This is a genomic window from Vibrio sp. SNU_ST1, assembly GCF_030563405.1.
GTDB lineage: Bacteria > Pseudomonadota > Gammaproteobacteria > Enterobacterales > Vibrionaceae > Vibrio.
This window is the reverse complement of record NZ_CP130749.1, coordinates 1,430,321-1,451,877: the sequence shown is the minus strand read 5'-3', so window position 1 is coordinate 1,451,877 and position 21,557 is coordinate 1,430,321. Positions and strand designations below refer to the sequence as shown.

At 44.2% G+C, this 21,557-nt stretch carries 18 protein-coding genes; 11 read left to right on the top strand and 7 right to left on the bottom strand.

Going from position 1 to position 21,557, the window contains the following annotated elements; translation table 11 throughout:
* Positions 1 to 7: 7 nt before the first annotated feature.
* Positions 8 to 538, top strand: a complete 531-nt coding sequence (locus Q5H80_RS20645) for a DNA mismatch repair protein (protein ID WP_304570011.1) — start codon at positions 8 to 10, stop codon at positions 536 to 538.
* A 111-nt stretch (positions 539 to 649) separates the two neighbouring features.
* On the opposite strand, the gene Q5H80_RS20640 is transcribed toward Q5H80_RS20645, so the two are convergent.
* The 3 genes from Q5H80_RS20640 to Q5H80_RS20630 all read right to left on the bottom strand — a co-directional run bounded on the left by Q5H80_RS20640 (position 650) and on the right by Q5H80_RS20630 (position 3,669).
* Positions 650 to 1,285 (bottom strand): START domain-containing protein, encoded by a 636-nt coding sequence (locus Q5H80_RS20640; RefSeq protein ID WP_304570009.1) that lies wholly within the window; start codon positions 1,283 to 1,285, stop codon positions 650 to 652.
* 263 nt (positions 1,286 to 1,548) lie between these two features.
* Positions 1,549 to 2,589, bottom strand: coding sequence for an acyltransferase (locus Q5H80_RS20635; RefSeq protein WP_304570007.1), 1,041 nt, complete (start codon positions 2,587 to 2,589; stop codon positions 1,549 to 1,551).
* A gap of 123 nt (positions 2,590 to 2,712) precedes the next feature.
* Positions 2,713 to 3,669: an AEC family transporter gene (locus tag Q5H80_RS20630; RefSeq protein ID WP_304570005.1), complete on the bottom strand. Its 957-nt coding sequence runs from the start codon at positions 3,667 to 3,669 to the stop codon at positions 2,713 to 2,715.
* Positions 3,670 to 3,830: 161 nt separating this feature from the next.
* Between Q5H80_RS20630 and Q5H80_RS20625 the strand changes: the two genes are divergently transcribed.
* Positions 3,831 to 4,424, top strand: a complete 594-nt coding sequence (locus tag Q5H80_RS20625; RefSeq protein ID WP_017100910.1) for a TetR/AcrR family transcriptional regulator — start codon at positions 3,831 to 3,833, stop codon at positions 4,422 to 4,424.
* A gap of 224 nt (positions 4,425 to 4,648) precedes the next feature.
* Positions 4,649 to 5,497 (top strand): alpha/beta hydrolase, encoded by an 849-nt coding sequence (locus Q5H80_RS20620; protein ID WP_041473185.1) that lies wholly within the window; start codon positions 4,649 to 4,651, stop codon positions 5,495 to 5,497.
* 133 nt (positions 5,498 to 5,630) lie between these two features.
* Here Q5H80_RS20620 and Q5H80_RS20615 read toward each other — a convergent pair whose 3' ends face one another.
* Together Q5H80_RS20615 and Q5H80_RS20610 are read right to left on the bottom strand one after the other, a co-directional pair.
* Complete coding sequence (locus Q5H80_RS20615) at positions 5,631 to 8,171, bottom strand: glycosyl hydrolase family 18 protein (protein WP_304570000.1); 2,541 nt, start codon at positions 8,169 to 8,171, stop codon at positions 5,631 to 5,633.
* A 400-nt stretch (positions 8,172 to 8,571) separates the two neighbouring features.
* A complete protein-coding gene (locus Q5H80_RS20610; RefSeq protein WP_304569998.1) occupies positions 8,572 to 9,036 on the bottom strand; it encodes a DUF2850 domain-containing protein in 465 nt (154 codons plus the stop codon).
* Positions 9,037 to 9,418: 382 nt separating this feature from the next.
* Between Q5H80_RS20610 and Q5H80_RS20605 the strand changes: the two genes are divergently transcribed.
* The gene (locus Q5H80_RS20605; protein ID WP_009846125.1) at positions 9,419 to 9,700 is read left to right on the top strand and encodes a pyrimidine/purine nucleoside phosphorylase; all 282 of its coding nucleotides are present in this window, start codon (positions 9,419 to 9,421) and stop codon (positions 9,698 to 9,700) included.
* 237 nt (positions 9,701 to 9,937) lie between these two features.
* Here Q5H80_RS20605 and Q5H80_RS20600 read toward each other — a convergent pair whose 3' ends face one another.
* Positions 9,938 to 10,810 (bottom strand): pirin family protein, encoded by an 873-nt coding sequence (locus Q5H80_RS20600; RefSeq protein ID WP_304569995.1) that lies wholly within the window; start codon positions 10,808 to 10,810, stop codon positions 9,938 to 9,940.
* A gap of 158 nt (positions 10,811 to 10,968) precedes the next feature.
* On the opposite strand from Q5H80_RS20600, the gene Q5H80_RS20595 reads away from it, so the two are divergent.
* Entirely contained in the window at positions 10,969 to 11,250 is a 282-nt protein-coding gene (locus Q5H80_RS20595) for a hypothetical protein (RefSeq protein ID WP_135381936.1), read from the top strand.
* Here the strand turns inward: Q5H80_RS20595 and Q5H80_RS20590 are convergent.
* The gene (locus Q5H80_RS20590; RefSeq protein WP_304570741.1) at positions 11,247 to 12,437 is read right to left on the bottom strand and encodes a GGDEF domain-containing protein; all 1,191 of its coding nucleotides are present in this window, start codon (positions 12,435 to 12,437) and stop codon (positions 11,247 to 11,249) included. The two genes, Q5H80_RS20595 and Q5H80_RS20590, sit on opposite strands and share 4 nt — an antisense overlap.
* Before the next feature lie 334 nt (positions 12,438 to 12,771).
* Here Q5H80_RS20590 and Q5H80_RS20585 point away from each other — a divergent pair, with 334 nt between their 5' ends.
* The 6 genes from Q5H80_RS20585 (at position 12,772) to Q5H80_RS20560 (ending at position 21,552) form a co-directional block, all read left to right on the top strand.
* Positions 12,772 to 13,107 carry a DUF1840 domain-containing protein gene (locus Q5H80_RS20585; RefSeq protein ID WP_304569992.1) on the top strand — a complete coding sequence of 112 codons (336 nt, stop codon included), beginning with the start codon at positions 12,772 to 12,774 and terminating at the stop codon, positions 13,105 to 13,107.
* A 113-nt stretch (positions 13,108 to 13,220) separates the two neighbouring features.
* Positions 13,221 to 16,136, top strand: a complete 2,916-nt coding sequence (locus Q5H80_RS20580) for an alkaline phosphatase family protein (protein ID WP_304569990.1) — start codon at positions 13,221 to 13,223, stop codon at positions 16,134 to 16,136.
* Between the two features lie 365 nt (positions 16,137 to 16,501).
* Complete coding sequence (gene uhpT, locus Q5H80_RS20575; RefSeq protein ID WP_009846131.1) at positions 16,502 to 17,896, top strand: hexose-6-phosphate:phosphate antiporter; 1,395 nt, start codon at positions 16,502 to 16,504, stop codon at positions 17,894 to 17,896.
* A gap of 202 nt (positions 17,897 to 18,098) precedes the next feature.
* Positions 18,099 to 18,707, top strand: a complete 609-nt coding sequence (uhpA, locus tag Q5H80_RS20570) for a transcriptional regulator UhpA (protein WP_304569988.1) — start codon at positions 18,099 to 18,101, stop codon at positions 18,705 to 18,707.
* 38 nt (positions 18,708 to 18,745) lie between these two features.
* Positions 18,746 to 20,203: a signal transduction histidine-protein kinase/phosphatase UhpB gene (uhpB, locus tag Q5H80_RS20565; RefSeq protein WP_304569987.1), complete on the top strand. Its 1,458-nt coding sequence runs from the start codon at positions 18,746 to 18,748 to the stop codon at positions 20,201 to 20,203.
* Between the two features lie 8 nt (positions 20,204 to 20,211).
* Positions 20,212 to 21,552 carry an MFS transporter gene (locus Q5H80_RS20560; RefSeq protein WP_304569986.1) on the top strand — a complete coding sequence of 447 codons (1,341 nt, stop codon included), beginning with the start codon at positions 20,212 to 20,214 and terminating at the stop codon, positions 21,550 to 21,552.
* The last annotated feature ends 5 nt before the right edge of the window (positions 21,553 to 21,557 follow it).

Here is a 21,557-nt window from a genome sequence, read left to right as displayed (position 1 = left end):
GAGCATTATGGCATTGCGCCTTCCCCCTGCTTGGGCGATTGTCCTTGCGGGGCTAATTCTCAACATCATGGCGATTGTCATGTCGAGCTTAGTGCTTGACAAAATTGAAGCGGAAAAATCGGAATACAAGGATCGTAAATACGGCAATGTGTACTCTATACAATTGGCCTGGAATACGATTGAAACCCTAGAGCGTAAGCGTGAAGCTATTCTTATTCACCTTGATAAGTCATCAGCAGAAAGGGCTCAACCCGCCATTATTCTTGATGAAGCGTTGCGCGGCCAACTTCGGAGTTGGGTGAGTGATGAGGTGCCGGCTATCTCACTGGCTAATTTACCCAAGCTTATGATGCTGATAAACAGCGCTCAAGAATCGCAACGCTCACGAATCGATGACTACTATTTGGATAACCTGACTTTGGTTGAGTTAATCCAAAGGCTCGATGAGAAAATGGCTTTCTATAAGAATATTGCGCTGTTTCTTCAGGTGTTTGGTTTAGCGCTTATCTTGGCTCGCGACCTCGCTAGAAGGCCTTAGTATCTATTTATTTATTTACTTACTTATCTACTCACCTACCTACCTACCTACCTACCTACCTACCTACCTACCTACCTACCTACCTACCTACCTACCCATCGACTGGTATCGCTAGCGAGACTCACTTGGCAGGTTAGGGTGCTGCTGGCCTTGGTACTTCTGTAATTGTTCTTTTAGCCCTTTAAACGTGCTCAGTGCACTATCAATCGATAATTTGTTCATCAACCAATTTGGCAGGATGCCACCGGCGTTCGCGTAAGCGGTATAGGTGATATAGGTATTACCATTGGTGAGCGGTTGCAGAGTCCATAAGGCATCTACATCATAAATTCGAATGTACCCCGACTCTTTCGCTAAATAATCAGACGCATCCTTGATCGACAAGACAAACTGCCCATCCTCGATGCTGTATTTTGAGTAGGTCACCATATCTCGGTCTCTAGCAGGCCAAGGCGCTTTGAACTGAGTATAGACGATATTTTCATCCTCAGATATCTGCATCAAGACACGACTTTCCGATACGTTATCTATCCAGTTTGGCACGTTCTCGCTGTCTTCCAATAACAGCAAAAAACCAGAATAAGTGGTGGGCGTTTGCATTTGTGCTCGTATTTCTACCAAGCCTTCAGTGTGAGGTCTCTTATCAATGATGATGCCATCTTCACTTTTTACGAACTGCCATGGATCAGCGTAAGTCAGTGTTGATAAAGCATAGAGTCCGATTGCTAAAATTCTAGGTAATATCATTATTCTTCCATGAAAAGAAAAGCTTATCTTTAGGAGTATAGAATAAAAATGGTTTTGATTCGTGCTGAAATCGCACTGATTTCTCTCTGATTTGAGCACTACATCGCTGTTTATCTTGGTGTAAAACTGACGCTTGAGGTTGAATTGATGCTTAAAGCTGGCCCGTGATAGCACCTGAGTGCATTCACGGGCTTCCATCGATGTAGAAGGGCTAAATGATTCTTGGAGAAAAATACGTTATAGGGGCGCTGCATTGAAAACGATTAGCGAAGCAACACGCGTCGCAGTGGCGTTTTTTCTATACTAGCGATCAATATAAAGCTCAGGATAAAGGTGCCAAAGAACACGGTGATATCTTTAGCGAGCTCAGTGATGCCCAATATTCCACAGACATTGAACAGCACGATAATGATCAGCAAATGGCTTACGTAGATACCTAGCATGCGATTTGAAATGGCACGAACCCACGCATAGTTGCCTAGGTTTGGATTTGCTAAAAGCCACATGAACACACCAATCCCCCACAAAGCTGTACCAAATAAGAAATCGTGAATATTAAAGGTGATATCAAATTGGGTTAACCATGCCGCTTCGGCAAAGTGGATGACCATGCCTAACGCCAATAACCCTAATGCTTTGGCTGAGGACACTTTCCATTGATGCTGACGAATGAGGAAACCTAAGGTCACCATTAACGTGCTGAAGAACGGACCGTTACGTGTGAAGAAAGGGGCGCTAAGGTCGGTTAAACTTGTGTAGCTACCCGCCAATACACCATAGACGTAAAGAAGAATGGCCATCGGCAGCAGAAGCTTATCGAGTTTCATATCTACCATTAAGGCGATGATCAAAACCGCACACACAAGGGCGGGAATGAACCATAAATGTACCAACCCACCCTCTAAGAAAGAGTTGAGTGGGGTATTCATTAAGAAACCCCAATAGCCTTCACGTTCACCTAGATAGCCAGATTCTTCTACTTTCGCGAGATTGAATGGCATCACTAAGCAAATGATGCTCCATGCCAACCAAACTTTGAGTAGTGGTTTGGAGTAGTTGGTGAAGGTTGTCCAAGGCGATGCTGTGAGCTTAGGTTGGATCAGATAGCCTGAAATAAGGAAGAACAGAGGCACGGCAAAACGAGCGGTTTGGTTGAGCACATAACCAACCCATGGCACTTCATCTATTTGCCAATAAGTGAGTGCCATTTGGCCGTGCAAACCAATGATCGCCAAGATAGCAATCACTCTGCCTAACTCGATACTAGCGATGTGTTGTGAAGGCGTATGTTGAACGGAAGACATATCAGATCTCTTAGTAAAATTTTTACGAAATCTAGCAGCCTTTATGTCCAACCAGTTAGTCCTAAATCAAGGCTTATGACCTTTGTTTTAAGGCTTGTGTCGGTTTTTTGAAGCTTGTCGCAGCTATATTAAATCCATTGCAGTGAGTGCAAATATACCTAGTGTACAAGTGATAAGAGAAACAACAGTAGTAAGCGCGATGATGTTAGCCGCGAGTGTTGAGTTTCCTCCCATTGCACGCGCCATAACATAGCTTGCCGCTGCCGTTGGTGCTGCGCTCATCAAGAAGATAAGTCCGAGATTTAGCCCTTCAAACCCTAAGTACCAACCAGCCAGTGTAGTCAGTAAAGGTGAGGCGATTAACTTGTAACTAGAGGCGAACCACGTAGACAACTTTTCTTGTTTAAGCGAACTAATATCTAGAGAACCACCAGTACAGAGCAGAGCCAAAGGCAAAGTCATGTTGGCAAAGTATTGCCCAGCATCAGTCACCATTTTTGGAATGGGAATTGAAAGTGCATAGAAGACGACCGCTAAGAAAATAGCGATGATTAACGGGTTTTTGGTGATGGACTTGGCGATCACTTTAATGGCTTTAGCGCCGGTGTCTTTGCCTTTGGGTGTCAGTGCAATCACGGCTTGAATGTTATACAGCACGGTCAGGGATGCGACATAGATAGCAGCCAATGCCACGCCTTGGTTGCCATAAATATTAGCCACGTAGGCGAGGCCGATGATCGCGGTATTAGCGCGGAATCCCCCTTGGATGATCACACCTTGATCTTTAGAGCTTTTGAATACCAACTTGGTCGAGAAAATCGTGAACAAGAAAAAGATAAAGTTAGCGATGATGCCAAAGGCAACTAACGCGCTACTGGCTGAAAAATTATGATTTGATTGAACAATACTAAGAAATAGCATTGCTGGTAAGGTGACTTGAAATACCACCTTAGATGCGACATCAATGAAATTATCATTGATCAAGCCGATTCGCTTGAGCATCACACCAAGAAACAGCATTAAACAGATAGGGCCTGTTACCGACGCCGAAAACGCAAACTGTTCCCAAAGTGTGTTCATTCTTTTTCCTTTGTTAGTCGATCTCAAATTCCTTTGAATACTGTCGCATTTTTCCACAGTTTCTGACATCAGAGAAAACAAAATAAGTGTTTTACAAATAAAAATTGCAAAAAAGTACGAACGTGCTAAAAATAAAGCATCAGATTTATTATTGGTGAATAATGAGCAAGGGAAAGATAACTAAAGAGTATATTTTGAGCCATGCATTTGCACTTGCGAGTGAGAATGGGCTTGAGAGTCTGACGATTGGTGAGTTAGCCAAGCAGTGTGGCATGTCTAAGAGTGGTTTGTTTGCGCACTTCAACTCTAAAGAGAACCTGCAACTCTCTGTACTCGAGTATTCCAACGCCATATTCACCGATAGAGTCATTATTCCCGCAAGAGAGCTGGGAGATGGTGATATTGAAGCCAAGCTTAAACAACTGCTCGATAACTGGCTGGGTTGGAACCACTCGTTCCAAGGCAGCTGCATGTTTATTGATGCTTGGAAAGATGCAGGCAGCGAAACCTCGGTGATTCAGAAGGCACTGCAGAAAACCATTTCAGTGTGGATTGATTACTTGACGATTCAGGTAGCGAAAGCGGTTGAAAGCAAACAGTTCAGAACTGATTTAGACCCGAAACAGGCAACTTTTGAGTTATATGGCCTCTATCTAAGTGCAAATTTGTTCTACTCATTACGAGGGCAACAAGCGAGCCACACCCATTTTTGGAGTGGTGTACAGCGCTTAATCGCTAGCTGGAAAGCGGTTTAATACATATAGCAGGTTAACTCGCAAATCATTTAGTTCGCAAACCATTGAGCTCGCAAAGCATGTGACCTTGCTTAATTAATGTTTGCAAAAGATTTTAAGAGAAGTGGCGGCAAGCATGCATAAACAGCATTATCGCCATTTTTTATACCAACAAATAGCACGGTCGTTCGTTTTTAGTGGCCGAGCTCGATCCGTCCGTGAATACGGCGACATAAGGAACGGTCATGAGTGATAAAATCTATTTTAATACATCGAACAAATTTAGCTTCAAGCGTAGCTTGATTGGCGCCACAACCAATCTGCACTACATTTTAGCGCCAAGTCATGCGAAGAAAACGGCACGTAAGCTGCTGCTCACTCCAATGCGTACTGAGCAGAAAAATGCCGATCCGCAAGGGCTTATCAAGAGTGAAATCAAAGGTCGTGATGGCGTTTTAAAAACCTATTCTTTGGGTACGGGGCCAGTTTGGGTACTGACTCATGGCTGGTCTGGCACCGCGAGTCAGTTTTTCCCTTTAATGGAGCACATTGCCGCAAAAGGCTTTACTGCAATGGCTTATGATCATCCTGCTCATGGTGGCAGTGATGGTGTGCATGGTCATATCCCTGCGTTTGTGAACGGCCTTGAAGCCATTCTCGATTCAGTGGGAGAGGTAGCAGGTTTGGTCGGTCACAGCATGGGTACCGCTTCTGCATTGGAATGTAAGCACGTTAAATTGGAAAACAAGCCGTTATTGCTCATTGCCCCCGTGTTGGATTATCTAGAAAACCTATTTGGCAGTGTTGCTCGTTCTGGTTACTCAATGAAACTGTTTGAGGCGGTAGTCGGAGAAGTAGAAGAGCAATTTAACTACCCGATTCAGTCTGTGGATCCTTATGGAAAGCTAGCGCTTCGTGAGTCTCAAACTATCATTGTTCATGATGAGCAAGATAAGTTTACTAAGTTTGATGTGTCGAAGCGTGCAGCCTATGAAATGGATCTTGTCACCTTAATCGCGACTCAAGGCCAAGGCCACGGACGAGTGATGAAGTGCCCGCAAGTGTTTGAGAGCTTTGATAACTTGATTGGCTAAGTTTAACTAATCAAGCAAGTAGAACGCAGGTTAAGAAAACAAACACTAAAAAGGCCAACCAGGCATTATCTGGTTGGCCTTTGCTTTTAGGTGTTTAGTCGACGCTTAGTTAGCGTTTATCAAAACCCTATTTTTAGTTTGCACAGTTTGCTGGGCCGATCTCTTTCCACACGCCCCATTGGCCAGTCGTTGTTGGATCTTCACCTGTTGTCCACCATTTCGCTTCCCAAACCTTACCACCTTGAGTCACTTGATCACCGCCATTGTAGACCGCACTTGAATCCCAAACGTTAGTACACGTGCCACCGCCTGTGGTTTTCTTAAGAACTTTCACTGAAGTAGCTGCTACTGATGTCTCTGTACCATCACTGACTGTCACTGAGAAATTCAGTGTCGTATCTTGCGTGTATTCAGCCGCGATAAAGCTTACTGAAGAACCTTGAACAGTAGCACCAATACCAACAGGTACATCCCACGTGAAGGTCAGTGTGTCTTGGTCTGCATCACTCGAAGCCGAAGCATCAACGACAACTACATCACCTGCACTCACTTCAGCCGGAGCAGAAACAACTGCGATCGGAGCTGTGTTTACTGGACCTGTGTTTTTAGGATTTACCGTCACAACCACTGTGTCAGTTGAAGTAGCACCTTCGTTATCAGTTACCGCTAGGCTGAACGTTAGTACTTCTTGTTGCACGACTTCAACCACATCGAAACTCGTAACAGCCGCATTCGCGTTGGCTAGCGTTACCGCCGTACCGCTTACTTGTGACCAAGCATAGCTCGCAATTGTACCGTCGCTGTCTTTTGAAGCGCTGCCATCTAGAGAAACAGAAGCAGGGCCTTCAATCGATTGGTCTGCGCCCGCTGCTGCGGTTGGTTTACGGTTTACAGGGTCAGTAGTTCCACCTGCTAGACCTTCATGCATCGCATTTAGGATATCGCCGTTATCCGCATCAATTTCCCAAGAGAATAGACCCGCAAGGCCAAGGCTACGAACGTATGCACCTTTTGCTTTTACTGAGCGGTCATCATCAAATGTGATCAACTTGCCTGAAGTACGGTTCCAAACGTAAGGCGCTTCTGCCATTTCGTCGTAGCCATATTCAAAGCCGTTGATGCCTTGGTTGTTTGCACCAAGCATGTTCGCTTTTATGCCTTTGTAGTCAATAACGCCATCTTCCCATACGCCTTGCGCAGAGCTGCCGGTTAGTTTGCCATTACCCACGCCTGTCATTGGATCGCTAGGATCTGAAAGTGATGACGGTAATACGCCCTCCCAACCACGACCGTACATTGCTGTACCAACCACAAGTTTGTTCGCTGGAACGCCTTGCGCAAGAAGCAATTGGATGCCGTTGTCTGTAGTGTAAGCTGGGCCTGTGTACTGTTCGCCATTTTCATCTAGCCCTGTACCATCACATTGACCCGGGCGCATGAAGTTACCGCAGTTCAGTGCTGTTTGGTGGCCTAACACGTTGTTCCAACCGCCGTAGAAGTCGTAAGTCATTGCGAAGATATAGTCCATGTATTGGATTGCTTCACCATAGTTCACGTCTTCGATCTTGTCGTGACCGACACCAATCGCAGAAGTTAGCTCGTAAGTACGACCGTTTTCCGCTTCTAGTTGATCAAGCATAGTGCGAAGTTCTGCCATCAGTGCAATGTAAGCTGGGCCATCATTCACAGGGTCACCAAGGTTTGGCGCCGCACCGCCTCCACCAGGGAATTCCCAGTCAATATCTACACCATCGTAGAATTTCCACGTGTTAAGGAATTTCTTAACCGATGCAACGAAGGTGTCTCGGTTAGCTTTGGTTGTGAAATCGAAGAACGGATCAGACAACGTCCAACCACCAATTGATGGGATGATTTTCAAGTCTGGATTGCGCTGTTTTAGCGCCATCATCATTGCGTAGTTGCCCTTGATAGGGGAGCTGTATTCATGATCCGCTTGCGGGAAACTCTTTTGGAAAGCCGCCCAAGGGTCGTGAATCACCACTTCGTAATCGTTAACGCCCTGACATGCTGTCATTAGTGCGTTGTAACTGTTGCCGCCCACTGATTTTACTGATTCGTTAGGACCACAAATTGGGATGAAGCCATAAAGGATATGGGTCAAATTGTCAGCAGGTAGGTTATCGACTGTGTAATCACGGCCATAGATGCCCCACTCAACAAAGTAAGTACCTACGACCGTGTTTGGGTCTGTGTTGTATGACTTGTTGTTCGGATCCACGTTCATCGCAAGTGGCGTTAAGTGTGATCCATCGGTATCAGCGATGGTGATCTGAGCGGGTGCACTCTTGGCACAGCCTGTTTCATCACACGCTTCGATTTTCATCTCAAATAAGCCGCCTTGGCCATATTCGAATGAAGCTGTAGTTTGGCTGCCAGTAATTGGGCCAGTCGCAACTTTAACGCCATCAAAGTAGATGTTGTAAGTGTTTCCTGATGTTCCGCTCCATTGGTTGAACTTGACGTCGACTTTTGCGTTGTCGTGATACTTAACCATCTGGTTGTAGCCCGACGTGGTTTCCATTGCGAGCTCAATTTTAGAAAATTGCAGGTTATTGGAACCGTACATGTCAATGCTAGGTGCTGTTGGCGCAGCTAATGCCGTACCAGATAGCGCTAGAGCAATACTCGCAGCACAGGTGTTTATACGAATCATACTATTTCTCTCATTCCTTGAAGGTTTAGAACCAAGTGGCCCTATAAGCAGCTCCCGTCAGTTTTGAAGGAGCTTCCCCATCAGTATTCGAGAGAGTTTTAATTTCATGACTGAAAATAAATCCGTTTTCGATGGACAACTAAAAAATTGTAACTTGTTACAATTCTGTTGCTTAATGAATGAGAGGCTGAGTCCATGTTTTATAAAATAAAACCTCACTCAGAAGGAAAGTCTCATAAGTGAAATCACACGACATGAAGTTATGAGAAATTGCGACAAGCTACAATAAAATATCGCGAACTGAAGTGGCATCACAATCTGAAGCACGTCATACCTGTGCTTGTAAGGGCCTGTCGTATTGATGTAAGGGGTGTTACTAAACAAAGCGCTGTTGAAAGTATTATTTTTTGAATTGCTCAGCTAGTACTGCGCGTCGTTGCTGCATGAGGCCTTGAGTATCACCCGTTGCAGTATCTTCATAACCTTCTTTAATGAATTGCTTGGATGGTGTGTTAGGTACTAACCGCTTTAAACGAGGTGAGTCGTAGGTACCGCTAATGGTATAGATCGTTGGGCCTGAACCTGTGTTGATCGTGACATCTTTGCCATCAAAATCAAACGAGGTACTGATGAAACGATAGTTCATCATCACACCATCATCGGAAAGTGTAAGAATATCTGTTTTGTAAGGTGGAGCACCAATCTCGATCCATGTGCCATGGACGTTACTTGGGCTTACAGATTTTTGGTAGGCTTGGTAGCCGAAATAGCCGACGGTGAGGAAAATCATAAAGCCTGCAATTAAGAAGGCGTAGAGTAACGAATTGGCCAATATATCGCTGCTTTTCGTGGTATTTTTAGCCATTATCTCTTCATTTTAGTTACTCATACTGGTGATGATTCTATAAAATAAAACGATAGGTTGCAAAGGTTCTTATAAGAGTTAGAAGTAGGATCGAATGTTCTTTTGAATCAAACTGCCTCAGTGATTTTTACCCACACATTCAGTCTTCATGCTTTGCTAAGGGATATTTACTTAGAATGATTAGGTTGTATACCCATTGCCACGCCTAAAATGATTTTATCTCGAACGAAATTTAACTTCGATAGGTCAACAGATCCTAAGCTATATTCATTTATTTCTTGTAGGACAGTCTCGAATTGGTTAAAACAATTATCACCTAAATTTACGCATAGGCTTATTCGTTGAGCCTAATAATGCAATTTTGAGATAACAAGGAAGTACAATGATTAAAGAAAATACATACTTTGAAGGTGGTGTTAAGTCGTTAGCGTTTAACCAGTCTGGTGCTGATGTGAGTGTTGGTGTGATGGCCGCTGGTGAATACACATTCGGTACTGCAGCTCCGGAAAAGATGACCGTTGTTAAAGGTGCTTTAATTGTAAAGCGTGTTGGCGATGACGATTGGACGACATTCCAATCTGGTGAATCTTTTGACGTTGCGGGTGACTCTTCATTCGATTTACAGGTAAAAGAAGCGACAGCTTACCTGTGTGAATACTTGTAGGAAGGTCTGAGTTCGTTCAAGCAAAGCATCGTTTATCTATGATTTAATAGAAAAAAACCACGCTCTAGGAGCGTGGTTAAATAAGTGATAATAACCGGCAGTGGATAGTGTCACTTGTTTTTACAGTCATCAAATGGATGACCAAATTGTTGTTCGTTGCAAAATCTCTTCAACCTTCAACCTTCAACCTTCAACCTTCAACCTTCAATTCAAAGTTCAAAGACAGACATGTGTAAATCAGTAGGTCTCAAATACGCCGTTGTTGTAATCCTGAATCGTCTGTTCAATCTCTTCCATTGAATTCATGACGAACGGACCATAGTGCACAACAGGTTCATTAATAGGTTCACCAGAAAAAACCAGTACACCTGAATCTTCTATGCTGTCTAAAGAAAGCCATTCAGCTTTGGTGAGCAGGGCAAGCTGACCTTGGTTGATGACTTTGTCGCCGATCTTAATACTGCCTCGGTACACGTAAGTCATGGCATTGTGATTAATATTCGTTCCTAACGTCACTTTTCGCCCAGAATGAGCCCGCCAATCCGCCACGCTTAACGGCACACCTGTTTTCTGTAATGGGCCTTGCACCTGCAAAGCTTCTGAGTCACCACTAGTTGGGTTATGAAGTTCGAATCCACCGGCTATCACTCTCAATAAGCCACTTTGCTCACTTTGGTGCTCTGTAACGCTTTCACTTTGGAAGTCGTGATATTGCGCTGGCTGCATTTTGTGTGTTGCAGGTTGGTTTATCCAAATCTGAAATCCATGCAGTGCACCTTCTTCCATCATTGGCATTTCACTGTGAATCACACCACGACCCGCGGCCATCCACTGTGCACCACCACTGCGAAGCTCTCCAACATTCCCCATGTGGTCTTTGTGCTGGAAGTGACCTTGTAGCATGTAAGTGAGTGTTTCTATCCCACGGTGAGGATGTGGAGGAAAGCCGCCAACATAATCTTTGCTTTCATCCGACTTAAGTTCATCAATCATCAAAAATGGAGAGAAACGCGTGTTATTGAAACCAGCGAGTCTTTGTATTTTTACGCCATCACCATCGGAGGTGGCGTGTGCTGCAACCACATGATCTACTGCTCTTACACTCGTCATTTTGAAATCCTCATAAACTTGAATAGCTGTAGTTTATGTAATTTGATTTAAAAAGAAGATGGCACAGTGTTGAGTGACTTATTCGAAAATTTTGAACAGGTAAGAATATGAAATTATGTCTATACTAAAATAGAGAGCAGACCGCCAAGGAGGCCGCTATGGCAGTACAGCAAAAACATGGCGAAAGGCAAGGTCGGATGGGTTTTGATAACGATTTTACAACGGAGCAAGGTCAGCGTTTTACAGAGGTTGCGAATAAAGCGGTTAAGCGCCGTGTTAGAAAGCACCAGGCAGATGGGCATTTTATACACTCGGCCAAGCAAGCCGCTTATAAAACCGTTGCTAAATCTAAGAACGAAAATCGAAACTTAGTACGACAAGTTGTTTGGATTATTGTTATTGGCTTAGTGAGTTTATGGGCCATGTATATGGCAGGCTAGCGTGGACGCGTTTTTAATAACGTAACATTGCTCCCTTCGACCTTCGCTTCAAGACAACCTTCAAGCTCAGATGATTCCGATTCTGAGAAGGCTAGGTTCGTCGGTAGCTCTTCTATCAAGGTCGATACGGGATTATCGTGATAATAAGCGTATCGGTTTTTTCCTGAATGTTTGGCAACATACATCGCTTTATCAGCACATCTCGTCAGCTCATGTAATTCTTGAGCATCTTGCGGGTACAACGAAACCCCAACACTGAGTGTTAATTCCTTGATTCTCTCATTTGTCTGGCAACCACTTTCGAATAGTCCACAAATCCTATCTAAAATACCATCTAGATCTTTACGAGTTGGTATATCGTAGAGCATTAGAACAAACTCGTCTCCAGCAAAGCGTGCTATCGAATAATCGTATTCATGACTTACCCTGTCTCTGGTTCGGATGTTGTTGCTTAAACGATTCGCAAAATGCTGTAAGACACGGTCTCCGACGTCATGCCCGTAGCTATCATTAATGCCTTTAAAGTCATCTATGTCCAAAAAAACTAATGCAGTCAGTGAGCGTTCACTATCCACTGTCGCAAGTTTTTCTGTCGCCCAACGTTCAAAGCTCCAACGGTTTGCCAAGCCAGTTAGTTGGTCTCTATAGGCCAGATCTTCAATCCCCTCTTTGTATAGGCGTTGAATATAACTGACGGCTTTTGTGTAGTAATAAGCTGATGTGTGACATACCAAGCTCATTGTAAATAAGCTAAGAATAAACCGATGTGAGCTGCTAAAAGGTAAAGAAAAGCTGCTAGGCATCGCTGTAATCAAGGTGCTGATAAATACACAAAATGAGGTACTGAATATAATACCAATTCTGAAATCGTTTATGAAAATGACGGCAGCCAAAATCGGGTAGAGCCAGAGTGTCCGCTCGGGAATGGCGTGACTGTACAAGAATAGGATGATCCCTTGAATTAGCAGAACACCACTTAGAATCAATTCTGAATACTCAGGGGTAATGACTTTTTTTACGTAAAATGCATTGGAGATAGCGATAAGTGCAAAACACAGTTCGAAAATTGATAGCGTGTAATGCTGACCTTGGAAGTAAGCCCAAGTGTAGAATGTGAATAACGCAGCGGCAGCCAGTGAAAAGGAGTGGACAATTTTTTGCTTGCGAGTGGATCGTATGTCCGCCATTTCTTCTAGGTGTCTGCCGACTAGCCTTTTCATGTGATTTGTGCCAAAGATTTCGATAATTGGTGTTAATAGTAGATTAAATAAAAGTGATAGCAGAGTGTTAGTGGTCTTTTTATTGTGACAACTATCAAGATTTCATATTTAAATAATAAGTGGCTCATAATAAATAGTGACGGGTGTCACTAACGGTGCGGAAATGTCCGAGAGTGAGACAATTAAAGTTCGAGTTGCAAGAATTGATTTGGCTGTTATCTACTTGCTTTCCAATGCGTTACTCAACATAGTTTGTAGATAGCTAATGTTTATAGATACCTAAATTTGATAGAGGCTCATAATGTTAATTACCTTTAGTTGCAAAGCTCATGCTAGCGTCACGATGTTTGGTGAAGTCGGTCTTCAGTTCATTAAGATGCTTGGACATAGTGGCACGATCCCAGGAGCAATTGATGCTTCAGAGGTTTCTCAAGCGTTAAGCAATTTGCGTGCTGCGATCGCCTCTGAACAGAGTAAGCTGGTAGAGCAAGAAAATGCTGATGACGATAATGAAGAGGTTGTTGAAGCGCCTGTTAATATCGGTAGCCGAGCTTTTCCGTTAGTTGAACTATTGAAAGCGGCCATTAAAGACGAATGCGAAGTGATGTGGGAAGACGGCAGCGGTAAGCGATTGTAAGAGTATTCGAGCTCTTCGAATCAGAAAACAAACGTTTTCATAGGTTGACTAATAAATGCAAACTGAAACAATAAGTCGCATTTATAGAAGTGTGTTGATCTAAAGGAAATTTGATGAGCTCTTATTCTCACGTTCGCAGTTACGCCAGTTTATTCAGTGTCTTATCGTTGGCGGTTGCGTCAGCTCCGAGTGCCGCTGATATATCAACAACGCCTGTCATTGGTGGCGTGTTTAGCTCCAGTGAAGTGTTGAAAAATCAGGTGCTTTCAAGCCTAAGTTATTCTGCCAAACTCACTCGTGATGCAGCTCTTTTCACGATTGGTGGCGTTACATTAGATGCGTATATTCTCGCACTTCCTTTAGATGTCAAAACAAAAGCCAGAGTCGTTGCTCAGTTATCCAACCCGACGTACTCAATTCCTTTGGGTTATTTTCTCTATAGCTATTACGATCGCTATTCAGGCTTGGGCAGTGAAGATGTGTTCAAATCTTACTTGTCGACGGTTTATGATAAGCAGGCGCTAAAGGGCTTTGAACATAGCCTCTATCATGTTGGAGATAAGCCAGCCTCAGAGCATCACGAGCCAGATACCTCGACTGAAGCAACGGGACATCATGAAGGTATTCGTATCGATGAACAGTTCATTGCCAACATGGTGGTTATCTACGATGCGTTATTCGAAATTGGTGTTTGGCAGGATATGGATACGCTCCCTGCGAATTACACATACTTAACCAATAGCCCTGAAGATCTAGCGATCATCGCTCAGATTCAACCGATCATCGTTGATTTGATTGGTAAAGCGGCATTGGGAATGGATGACGGCGATATGAAGTCTGCAATGTTGGCGATTGCAGAAGATGGCAAACCAGAAAACGCCGACAAGCCGAACAATAAAGCGCAAGCCCTCACCATTACGCTCATCGATTTTGTGCGCTTAAATTTGCTCAAAGCTTACCGACAATTTGTGTTTAAAGAAGAACGCGCAGCTGCACTCGATGATTGGATGCAGCAAGCGTTCAGTGACCAGCCTGACGCGCTCATTCAATTCTTAGATTCCCAACAACACAAACGTTTTGCGGTCCAGGTGACGGTCGATGGTTTACAGCAAGGATTGCTCGAGGGGTTGGTCGATGAAGATTCACCTTTCATTTCGGTTACTTATCAGAACCATAAAAACCGAACGCAATATAAACCTCAGCTAGAAAAAGTGATTGAACCTGAACACCAACAGCAGGTGAGGTTCATGGAAGTTCTGTCTGAACAAACCTACCGTGACCCACACTATTTACCTTTCTTCAAAAATCTCTATCAAGAGAATCGAAATAATATAAGCCGAGTGGGGATCTCTTCTACTCCAACAATCAGCGTACGTAACCTACCTATCATTAAAACGGGCGCAAAAGTGTCGGGTCAAGGTGGTACGGGTATCCCTAATTTTCATTTTGTCGATCGAGAGATCGACCGAGCTTATTACTTCTTCGGTAATGATGCTCTACAGCTGGACGTGTTGGTGGCAAGCAACAAGGTTCAGACCATGTTTGATCGCCTTGATTACCTAAAAACGCTGAACTGTAACGCTCAATATGATTGGAATGCTCACACTACTTACGATGGGTTAGTGAACCTAGGCTTGGGTGAGTCACTGCGTGATTATGGTGAGAAACGTTGCGTGAAAGAGCTTCAAGAACGTTCAGAAGTCGAAGTGGTTTTGCAAGAAAAGCGTCAAGCCTTGATTGAAGATATTGAAGCGTATCAGTCTATATCTGGCTTTGATTTTTTCACTAAGTTTTCAAAGAGAGCTCAGGTTAAACAGTCGATCACTCAGTTTGCCGAGTTAGATGGAAAAGGGATGCCAGACTACACCTTGGTGTATAACCCATGGCCGGATCACTTCGCGCACTTTACCGGTCCTTTTAGTGACGAAATTCTGATGCCGACTGGAGAGCTCAACCGACTGGACTATTGGATTCGCCAGATTGAAGCGACCTACCGCAGTGCAGGCGTTTACGATAAAACGCTATGGGGCATGGCAGGGGATCATGGTTTAACGCCGGTGTTCTACGCGCTCAATCCCGAAAAGCAGGTATTTGAAGGTTTACAAGCAGAGCTCGAATATCCCATTGTGGTTAAGAAGATATCTTCAGACGAAGGGGAAGGGCCTAAAATCACCAATGCCTTAAGCTACCCAAGCTCGAAGGCATTGGATGTGGTAGTCGCCTCGACTGCTGGTGGTAATTTCATGATGGACTTCTTTAATTCGGCTCACGGGTGGCAGGTTCAGCCTGTTTACCAAGAACTCACGCAGTGGTCTCCGATTGCTGCGACTGCTGGTCAGAACATAGACATCATTAATCAGATAGCGCAGCGCTTGCCTGAAAGTCTTGATTATATGGTCGTAAGAGAAAGCACATGTGATCAACAACGCTGCGCTGTTCGTGTGATTGGCAATCGTGATTTAAAACGGGTCGATGAATTGATCACACGTGAAGGTGACAAGCTTTTCTATGAGTCATTGGAAGACAACCGAGCGCCAATTTTACTCAATACGCAAAGGTTAAATCCATACCTGGCATCACCAAACGAAGCTGATTTTTCACAGTACTCTCAATTAGTAGAAAAGTGTATTAACCGAGCGGTTAAGGCGGATGTGACAACGTGGTGTAGCAGTGCTGAGTGGACTTCATTGACGCAACCAACACCTCGACCAGATTCAGTAAATCAACTGGCTAATATCTACCTTGAAGATAGGGCTGGCACGGTTAACTTGTTCCCTAAAGCGGGAATTGGCTACAACACTAAGGTACCGGGGCGTCATGCTGGTGAGGATTACTTAGAGAAAGATGCCTTCATCGGATTCTGGGGAGCGCCAATTGGCGATAACTCTCAGCAATTGAAAATCGAAGCTAATGGCTCTTTGGCTCCAACGCTGTTTGAGTATTTGACCGGAGAACCTGTTGTCGAAGGCGAGAACGGTTGGGGTTTTCCGTCGTTGCTGAATAAGTTGGATGTGCCTAAGAATAATTAAACTCTATTATCTATCGTTTAGATTACGATACCGTAAAGCGAATCTAATGTGGCTTTTATTAGCCACTTTAGACTTCAATCAACTGCTCAATACAATCGATGTTTAGGTTGCTTGGGGCACCTACTAAATGCCTTAACTAGCGACACCTTTCCAATACCTCTTCACGACATAACACATTTAAATAAAGTGATGCTGTTCACGCTTTCTTGACTCCCAATTCTGAACTAAGAATTTTTCCTAGTTATTCTAAGACCCTCTCTCATGCGGTCGCTTTTTAGACTCCTTATTATTTCATCATCGAATTGCAAAGAGTGCATGGTCAGTAATGTTCCGTGCAGACCTCATCAATAATAAGAGAGTTCACAATGTTAAAGTTCCTAGATCAGGTTAGAAAACCGACGCTGGACCTTCCGGTCGAAACTAGAAGGAAAATGTGGTTTAAACCATTCCTACAATCGTACCTAGTCGTATTCATTGGCTATTTGACCATGTATTTAATCCGTAAGAACTTCAATGTCGCGCAAAACGACATGATTTCTACTTATGGATTATCAATGACCGACCTAGGTCTTATTGGTCTTGGCTTTTCAATTACTTACGGTATTGGTAAAACGGTTGTTTCCTACTACGCGGATGGCAAAAACACCAAGCAGTTCTTGCCATTCATGCTTATCCTATCTGGCCTTGCAATGTTGGGCTTTAGTTTCAGCTTGGGTGGTGGCAGCGCTAGCTTATTCATGATGGTTGCCTTCTACGCATTGAGTGGTTTCTTTCAAAGTACCGGTGGCCCTTCAAGTTATTCGACGATTACTAAATGGACGCCTCGTAATAAGCGTGGATCGTATTTAGGCCTTTGGAACATGTCACACAACGTAGGTGGTGCAGGCGCTGCTGGTGTAGCGCTGTTTGGCGCTAACTACTTTTTTGATGGCAACGTAATTGGTATGTTCGTGTTCCCATCGATCATCGCGATTGTGGTTGGTTTTATTGGGATGCGTTTTGGTAACGACTCTCCAGAAGCATACGGTTTAGGTACAGTTGAAGAGTTGTTTGATGAAGAAATCAGCGAAGAAGATACTATTGCTGAAGAGAATCAAATGACCAAGAAAGAGATCTTTGTTGAATATATCCTTAAAAACAAAGTGATCTGGTTACTCTGCTTCGCGAATATCTTTTTGTACATTGTTCGTATCGGTATCGATCAATGGTCTACCGTTTATGCGTATCAAGAGCTAGGTCTATCAAAAGAAACGGCTATTTCAGGCTTTACTCTGTTTGAAGTTGGTGCTCTGGTCGGTACATTAATGTGGGGTTATTTATCAGACCTTGCTAACGGACGTCGTGCTTTAGTTGCTTGTGTATCGCTTGGACTGATTATTGTATCTCTAGAGTTTTATCAGCATGCAACGAGCGAGTTCATGTACCTAGCATCACTATTCGTACTTGGCTTCCTAGTATTCGGTCCTCAGCTGTTGATTGGTGTTGCTGCGGTAGGTTTTGTTCCTAAGAAAGCAATCAGTGTGGCTGATGGCGTGAAAGGCACATTTGCTTACCTAATTGGTGACAGTTTTGCCAAACTTGGCCTAGGCATGATTGCAGACGGAACGCCTATTTTCGGCTTAACAGGTTGGAAAGGAACATTTGCAGCACTCGATACTTCTGCTGCCATTTGTATTGTTTTACTGTTGTTCGTTGCTATTGCGGAAGAGAAGAAGATTCGTCACGCGAAGAAGATGCACCTAGCGGCTCAAAACGCGTAGCTTGTCTGAATACTTGTTCTCGCGCATTTGTTGTCGCAAAGAGAGTTTCGGGTAGATAGTCTCACGTGATTTATTGGTTTAAAGCTCGTGAGATCATACCAATCGTTAGTTCGATTCAGTATCATCTCTATCAATAAACTTAATTTTAGATAGCTCCTGTTGGGGCTATTTTTCTTTTTTACTCTTAATTTTGGTTAATATCATGATTAATGTTGCGCTTGTTGATGACCATGTCATTGTTCGCTCTGGCTTTGCTCAATTACTCAGTCTTGAAGCTGATATCACGGTCGTGGGGGAGTTTAACTCTGCGGCAGAAGCGCGCCTCGGACTGCCAAGTTGTCACCCTGATGTCGTTATCTTGGATATTTCAATGCAAGACGAAAGTGGCCTGAGCTTATTGGAAGAGATTCCATCTGGCATTGCTAGCATTATGTTGAGCGTACATGACTCTCCGGCGATGGTTGAAAAGTCATTAGAGTTAGGAGCTAAAGGTTATCTCAGTAAACGCTGTAGCCCTGATGAGTTAATTCAGGCCGTACACACGAGCGCAAATGGCGGCTGCTACCTTACGCCAGATATCGCCATAAAACTTGCGACACCAATGAAGAATAAAGCCTCGTTAAATCAGCTCACCCGCAGGGAAAGCGAAGTGTGCCAGTTATTGGCGACAGGGCTCGACGTGAAATCTATTGCCGTCGAGTTGAAGGTTAGCCATAAAACAGTACATGTGCACCGTGCCAATGCCATGGACAAACTCAATGTTAAGAACAACGTTGAGTTAGCTAAATTGTTCACTCAAGACCAGTACTAGTGCGTTCTTATCTAGCCACCTCCTTATGCGGGGTTTTTATGGCTGGCTGTGCATGGTTCTGTTTATGGGTTATTGCCTTCTATTTCATTAATGACCCTGAGTTAGCCATTCTGCTTTTCCCATTCTCACTCCGGTTAGGAATGACGCTGCACACTCGCACTCACTATTGGCCTGCTATCTATATTGCAGAGTGGGGGCTCGCGATTGCCCTAGCTCTACTACTTGATGAACCTCAATGGCTGACGATACTAATCGCCAGTGGACTAAGTATTCCAGCCACTCTAATTGCCAAACGTTATTATTCTGGTGACCTGAATCGTCACTTGTTAGTGATGGTGAGCTTAATCATGGTCACAGCACTCATCAATGTTGCCGTGGTGAGTTCTCATGTTCCGGCTGTTTACATGGTGTGGTTGGTGAGCATCACGGGTGGTTTGATGTTAGTGCCGATGTGTTATCTGGTATGGAATTACCTATTCCAAAATAAGTGGGCGCCACTGAGCTCTTACCTAATCCATAATGTTGTAGAGTTCAAAATCCGGCACATCGCTTTATACAGTGTGTTGCTGGTGGCCAGTATTTTGATACAAACCAGTTTGCCTGATGAGTTAAGACGCTTCGCCCCATTCTGTATGGCTATCCCCATTATCCTGCTCGCCGTTCGTTACGGATGGCAGGGCGCATTACTGGCGACTCTATTAAACAGCGTCGCGCTGATCGCAGCTCACAGCGGAACATCCAAACTCGAGATTACCGATTTACTCTTGTCTCTTTCTGCTCAAACCATCACTGGCATATTGCTGGGTCTTGCGGTTCAAAAGCAAAAAGATCTCAATTCGAAATTGCGCAGTGAGCTCTCCAGAAATCAAAATCTTTCACGTCAGTTAATCACGGCTGAAGAATCGGTTCGTCGTGACATTGCTCGTGAGCTACACGATGAAATCGGTCAGAACATCACGGCGATTCGAACTCAAGCAAACATTATTAAGCGTGTTGATGCCGCTGAAATGAGTGTTCGTTGTGCGGGCACGATTGAGTCGTTGTCTTTGAATGTTTATGACACCACCAAACGCCTACTCACAAAACTAAGACCTAAAATGTTGGATGACCTTGACCTAAAGGACTCCGTTGAACAGCTCATTCGGGAAATGGAGTTTTCAGATCACGGCGTTGATATCTGGCTAAATTGGCAAGGTGATTATTCATGTTTGAGTGACACGCTTAAGGTCACTCTCTTCAGACTTTGCCAAGAGTCCCTAAATAACGCCCATAAATACGCCAGTGCGAGCGAGATTAAAATTGAACTGATTTTGGATGATCAGGCTTATCTTCAGATATCAGATAATGGCGTTGGTTTTACAGCGCAAGATCTTCTCAAGGGAATGGGGGTTCGTGGTATGCAAGAGCGTGTTCAGGCGCTCGGTGGCAAGATGACAATCAACGCTAATAGCTCATCTTCGGGTACCAATATCAGCGTTACATTACCTAAAGTGTGAGAACGAATATGTTTGGATTTCTGCGCTCAAAAACTTCAAAGAGTGATGCCCTAACTGATGATGAGATCAATCAGAGTTATCGTTACTGGCGCCTCCACATCATGATAGGAATGTATGTCGGCTATGCCGGTTTTTACTTCACTCGTAAAACCTTTAATTATGCCGCGCCAGCCATGATCACCGACCTTGGTTTAGACAAAGGTGATATCGGCTTAATTGGTACGCTCTTTTACCTTTCTTACGGCTTATCGAAATTTATCTCAGGAACAATATCGGACCGTTCAAACCCCCGCTATTTCATGGGACTTGGCCTGATCGCGACAGGCTTGATCAATATCGCGTTTGGCTTTTCTAGTTCGTTGGTGGCTTTTATATCGCTTTGGGTGCTTAATGCATGGTTCCAAGGTTGGGGCTGGCCATCGTGTTCCAAGTTATTGACGACCTGGTATTCTCGCTCCGAAAGAGGCTTTCGCTGGGCTATATGGAATACAGCACACAACGTTGGTGGAGCGCTAATTCCTATTCTCGTGGGTTATCTAACGCTGCAATTCAGTTGGCGAGCAGGGTTTATCTGGCCGGGTGTGATTGGTGTACTTATTGGTTTTATCGTTTGCTGGCGCTTACGTGATAAGCCCACTACCATGGGACTTCCGACGGTAGGGAAGTGGCGCAGTGACCATCTAGAGTTGGCGCAAGAGAGCCATGGACAAGGGTTAAGCTATCGAGAGATCCTGAAAACCTATGTGTTCAACAATAAGTACATTTGGCTGCTCGCCTTTAGCTATGTGTTGGTTTACATCGTAAGAACGGCAGTTAACGACTGGGGCAATTTATATCTCACCGAAGAGCACGATTATAGTTTGATAAACGCCAACGCTGCGTTGTCTCTGTTTGAGATTGGCGGTTTCGTTGGTTCACTTGTTGCTGGATGGGGATCGGATAGGCTGTTTGGTGGTAACCGTGGTCCCATGAATATCCTGTTCGCGATTGGTATCTTCCTCTCGGTATCCGCTTTATGGCTTATGCCTTTAACCAACTTTGTGTTTCAGGCGGCTGGGCTGTTTTGTGTAGGATTTTTTGTTTTTGGCCCTCAAATGCTAATAGGTATGGCTGCCGCGGAATGCTCACATAAAGACTCTGCCGGGGCGGCGACAGGCTTTGTTGGCTTGTTTGCTTACATGGGTGCAGCTCTTTCTGGTTACCCATTAGCGCTCGTTCTAGAAATTTACGGCTGGAGTGGGTTCTTCATTACCATCTCTACTTGTGCGGCCGTTATTGGCTTGTTGCTACTGCCTTTCCTGCAAGCTCAATCACCTCAGAAAAATGCAGAGGTTCGCTCTGGCTTTTAAGGGAT

What these genes read in the sequence shown, in the direction of transcription:
- Q5H80_RS20645 (WP_304570011.1), top strand. Translation starts at nt 8, where the DNA reads ATGGCATTGCGCCTTCCCCCTGCTTGGGCGATTGTCCTTGCGGGGCTA.
- Q5H80_RS20640 (WP_304570009.1), bottom strand. Translation starts at nt 1,285, where the DNA reads ATGATATTACCTAGAATTTTAGCAATCGGACTCTATGCTTTATCAACA.
- Q5H80_RS20635 (WP_304570007.1), bottom strand. Translation starts at nt 2,589, where the DNA reads ATGTCTTCCGTTCAACATACGCCTTCACAACACATCGCTAGTATCGAG.
- Q5H80_RS20630 (WP_304570005.1), bottom strand. Translation starts at nt 3,669, where the DNA reads ATGAACACACTTTGGGAACAGTTTGCGTTTTCGGCGTCGGTAACAGGC.
- Q5H80_RS20625 (WP_017100910.1), top strand. Translation starts at nt 3,831, where the DNA reads ATGAGCAAGGGAAAGATAACTAAAGAGTATATTTTGAGCCATGCATTT.
- Q5H80_RS20620 (WP_041473185.1), top strand. Translation starts at nt 4,649, where the DNA reads ATGAGTGATAAAATCTATTTTAATACATCGAACAAATTTAGCTTCAAG.
- Q5H80_RS20615 (WP_304570000.1), bottom strand. Translation starts at nt 8,171, where the DNA reads ATGATTCGTATAAACACCTGTGCTGCGAGTATTGCTCTAGCGCTATCT.
- Q5H80_RS20610 (WP_304569998.1), bottom strand. Translation starts at nt 9,036, where the DNA reads ATGGCTAAAAATACCACGAAAAGCAGCGATATATTGGCCAATTCGTTA.
- Q5H80_RS20605 (WP_009846125.1), top strand. Translation starts at nt 9,419, where the DNA reads ATGATTAAAGAAAATACATACTTTGAAGGTGGTGTTAAGTCGTTAGCG.
- Q5H80_RS20600 (WP_304569995.1), bottom strand. Translation starts at nt 10,810, where the DNA reads ATGACGAGTGTAAGAGCAGTAGATCATGTGGTTGCAGCACACGCCACC.
- Q5H80_RS20595 (WP_135381936.1), top strand. Translation starts at nt 10,969, where the DNA reads ATGGCAGTACAGCAAAAACATGGCGAAAGGCAAGGTCGGATGGGTTTT.
- Q5H80_RS20590 (WP_304570741.1), bottom strand. Translation starts at nt 12,437, where the DNA reads ATGGCGGACATACGATCCACTCGCAAGCAAAAAATTGTCCACTCCTTT.
- Q5H80_RS20585 (WP_304569992.1), top strand. Translation starts at nt 12,772, where the DNA reads ATGTTAATTACCTTTAGTTGCAAAGCTCATGCTAGCGTCACGATGTTT.
- Q5H80_RS20580 (WP_304569990.1), top strand. Translation starts at nt 13,221, where the DNA reads ATGAGCTCTTATTCTCACGTTCGCAGTTACGCCAGTTTATTCAGTGTC.
- uhpT (WP_009846131.1), top strand. Translation starts at nt 16,502, where the DNA reads ATGTTAAAGTTCCTAGATCAGGTTAGAAAACCGACGCTGGACCTTCCG.
- uhpA (WP_304569988.1), top strand. Translation starts at nt 18,099, where the DNA reads ATGATTAATGTTGCGCTTGTTGATGACCATGTCATTGTTCGCTCTGGC.
- uhpB (WP_304569987.1), top strand. Translation starts at nt 18,746, where the DNA reads ATGGCTGGCTGTGCATGGTTCTGTTTATGGGTTATTGCCTTCTATTTC.
- Q5H80_RS20560 (WP_304569986.1), top strand. Translation starts at nt 20,212, where the DNA reads ATGTTTGGATTTCTGCGCTCAAAAACTTCAAAGAGTGATGCCCTAACT.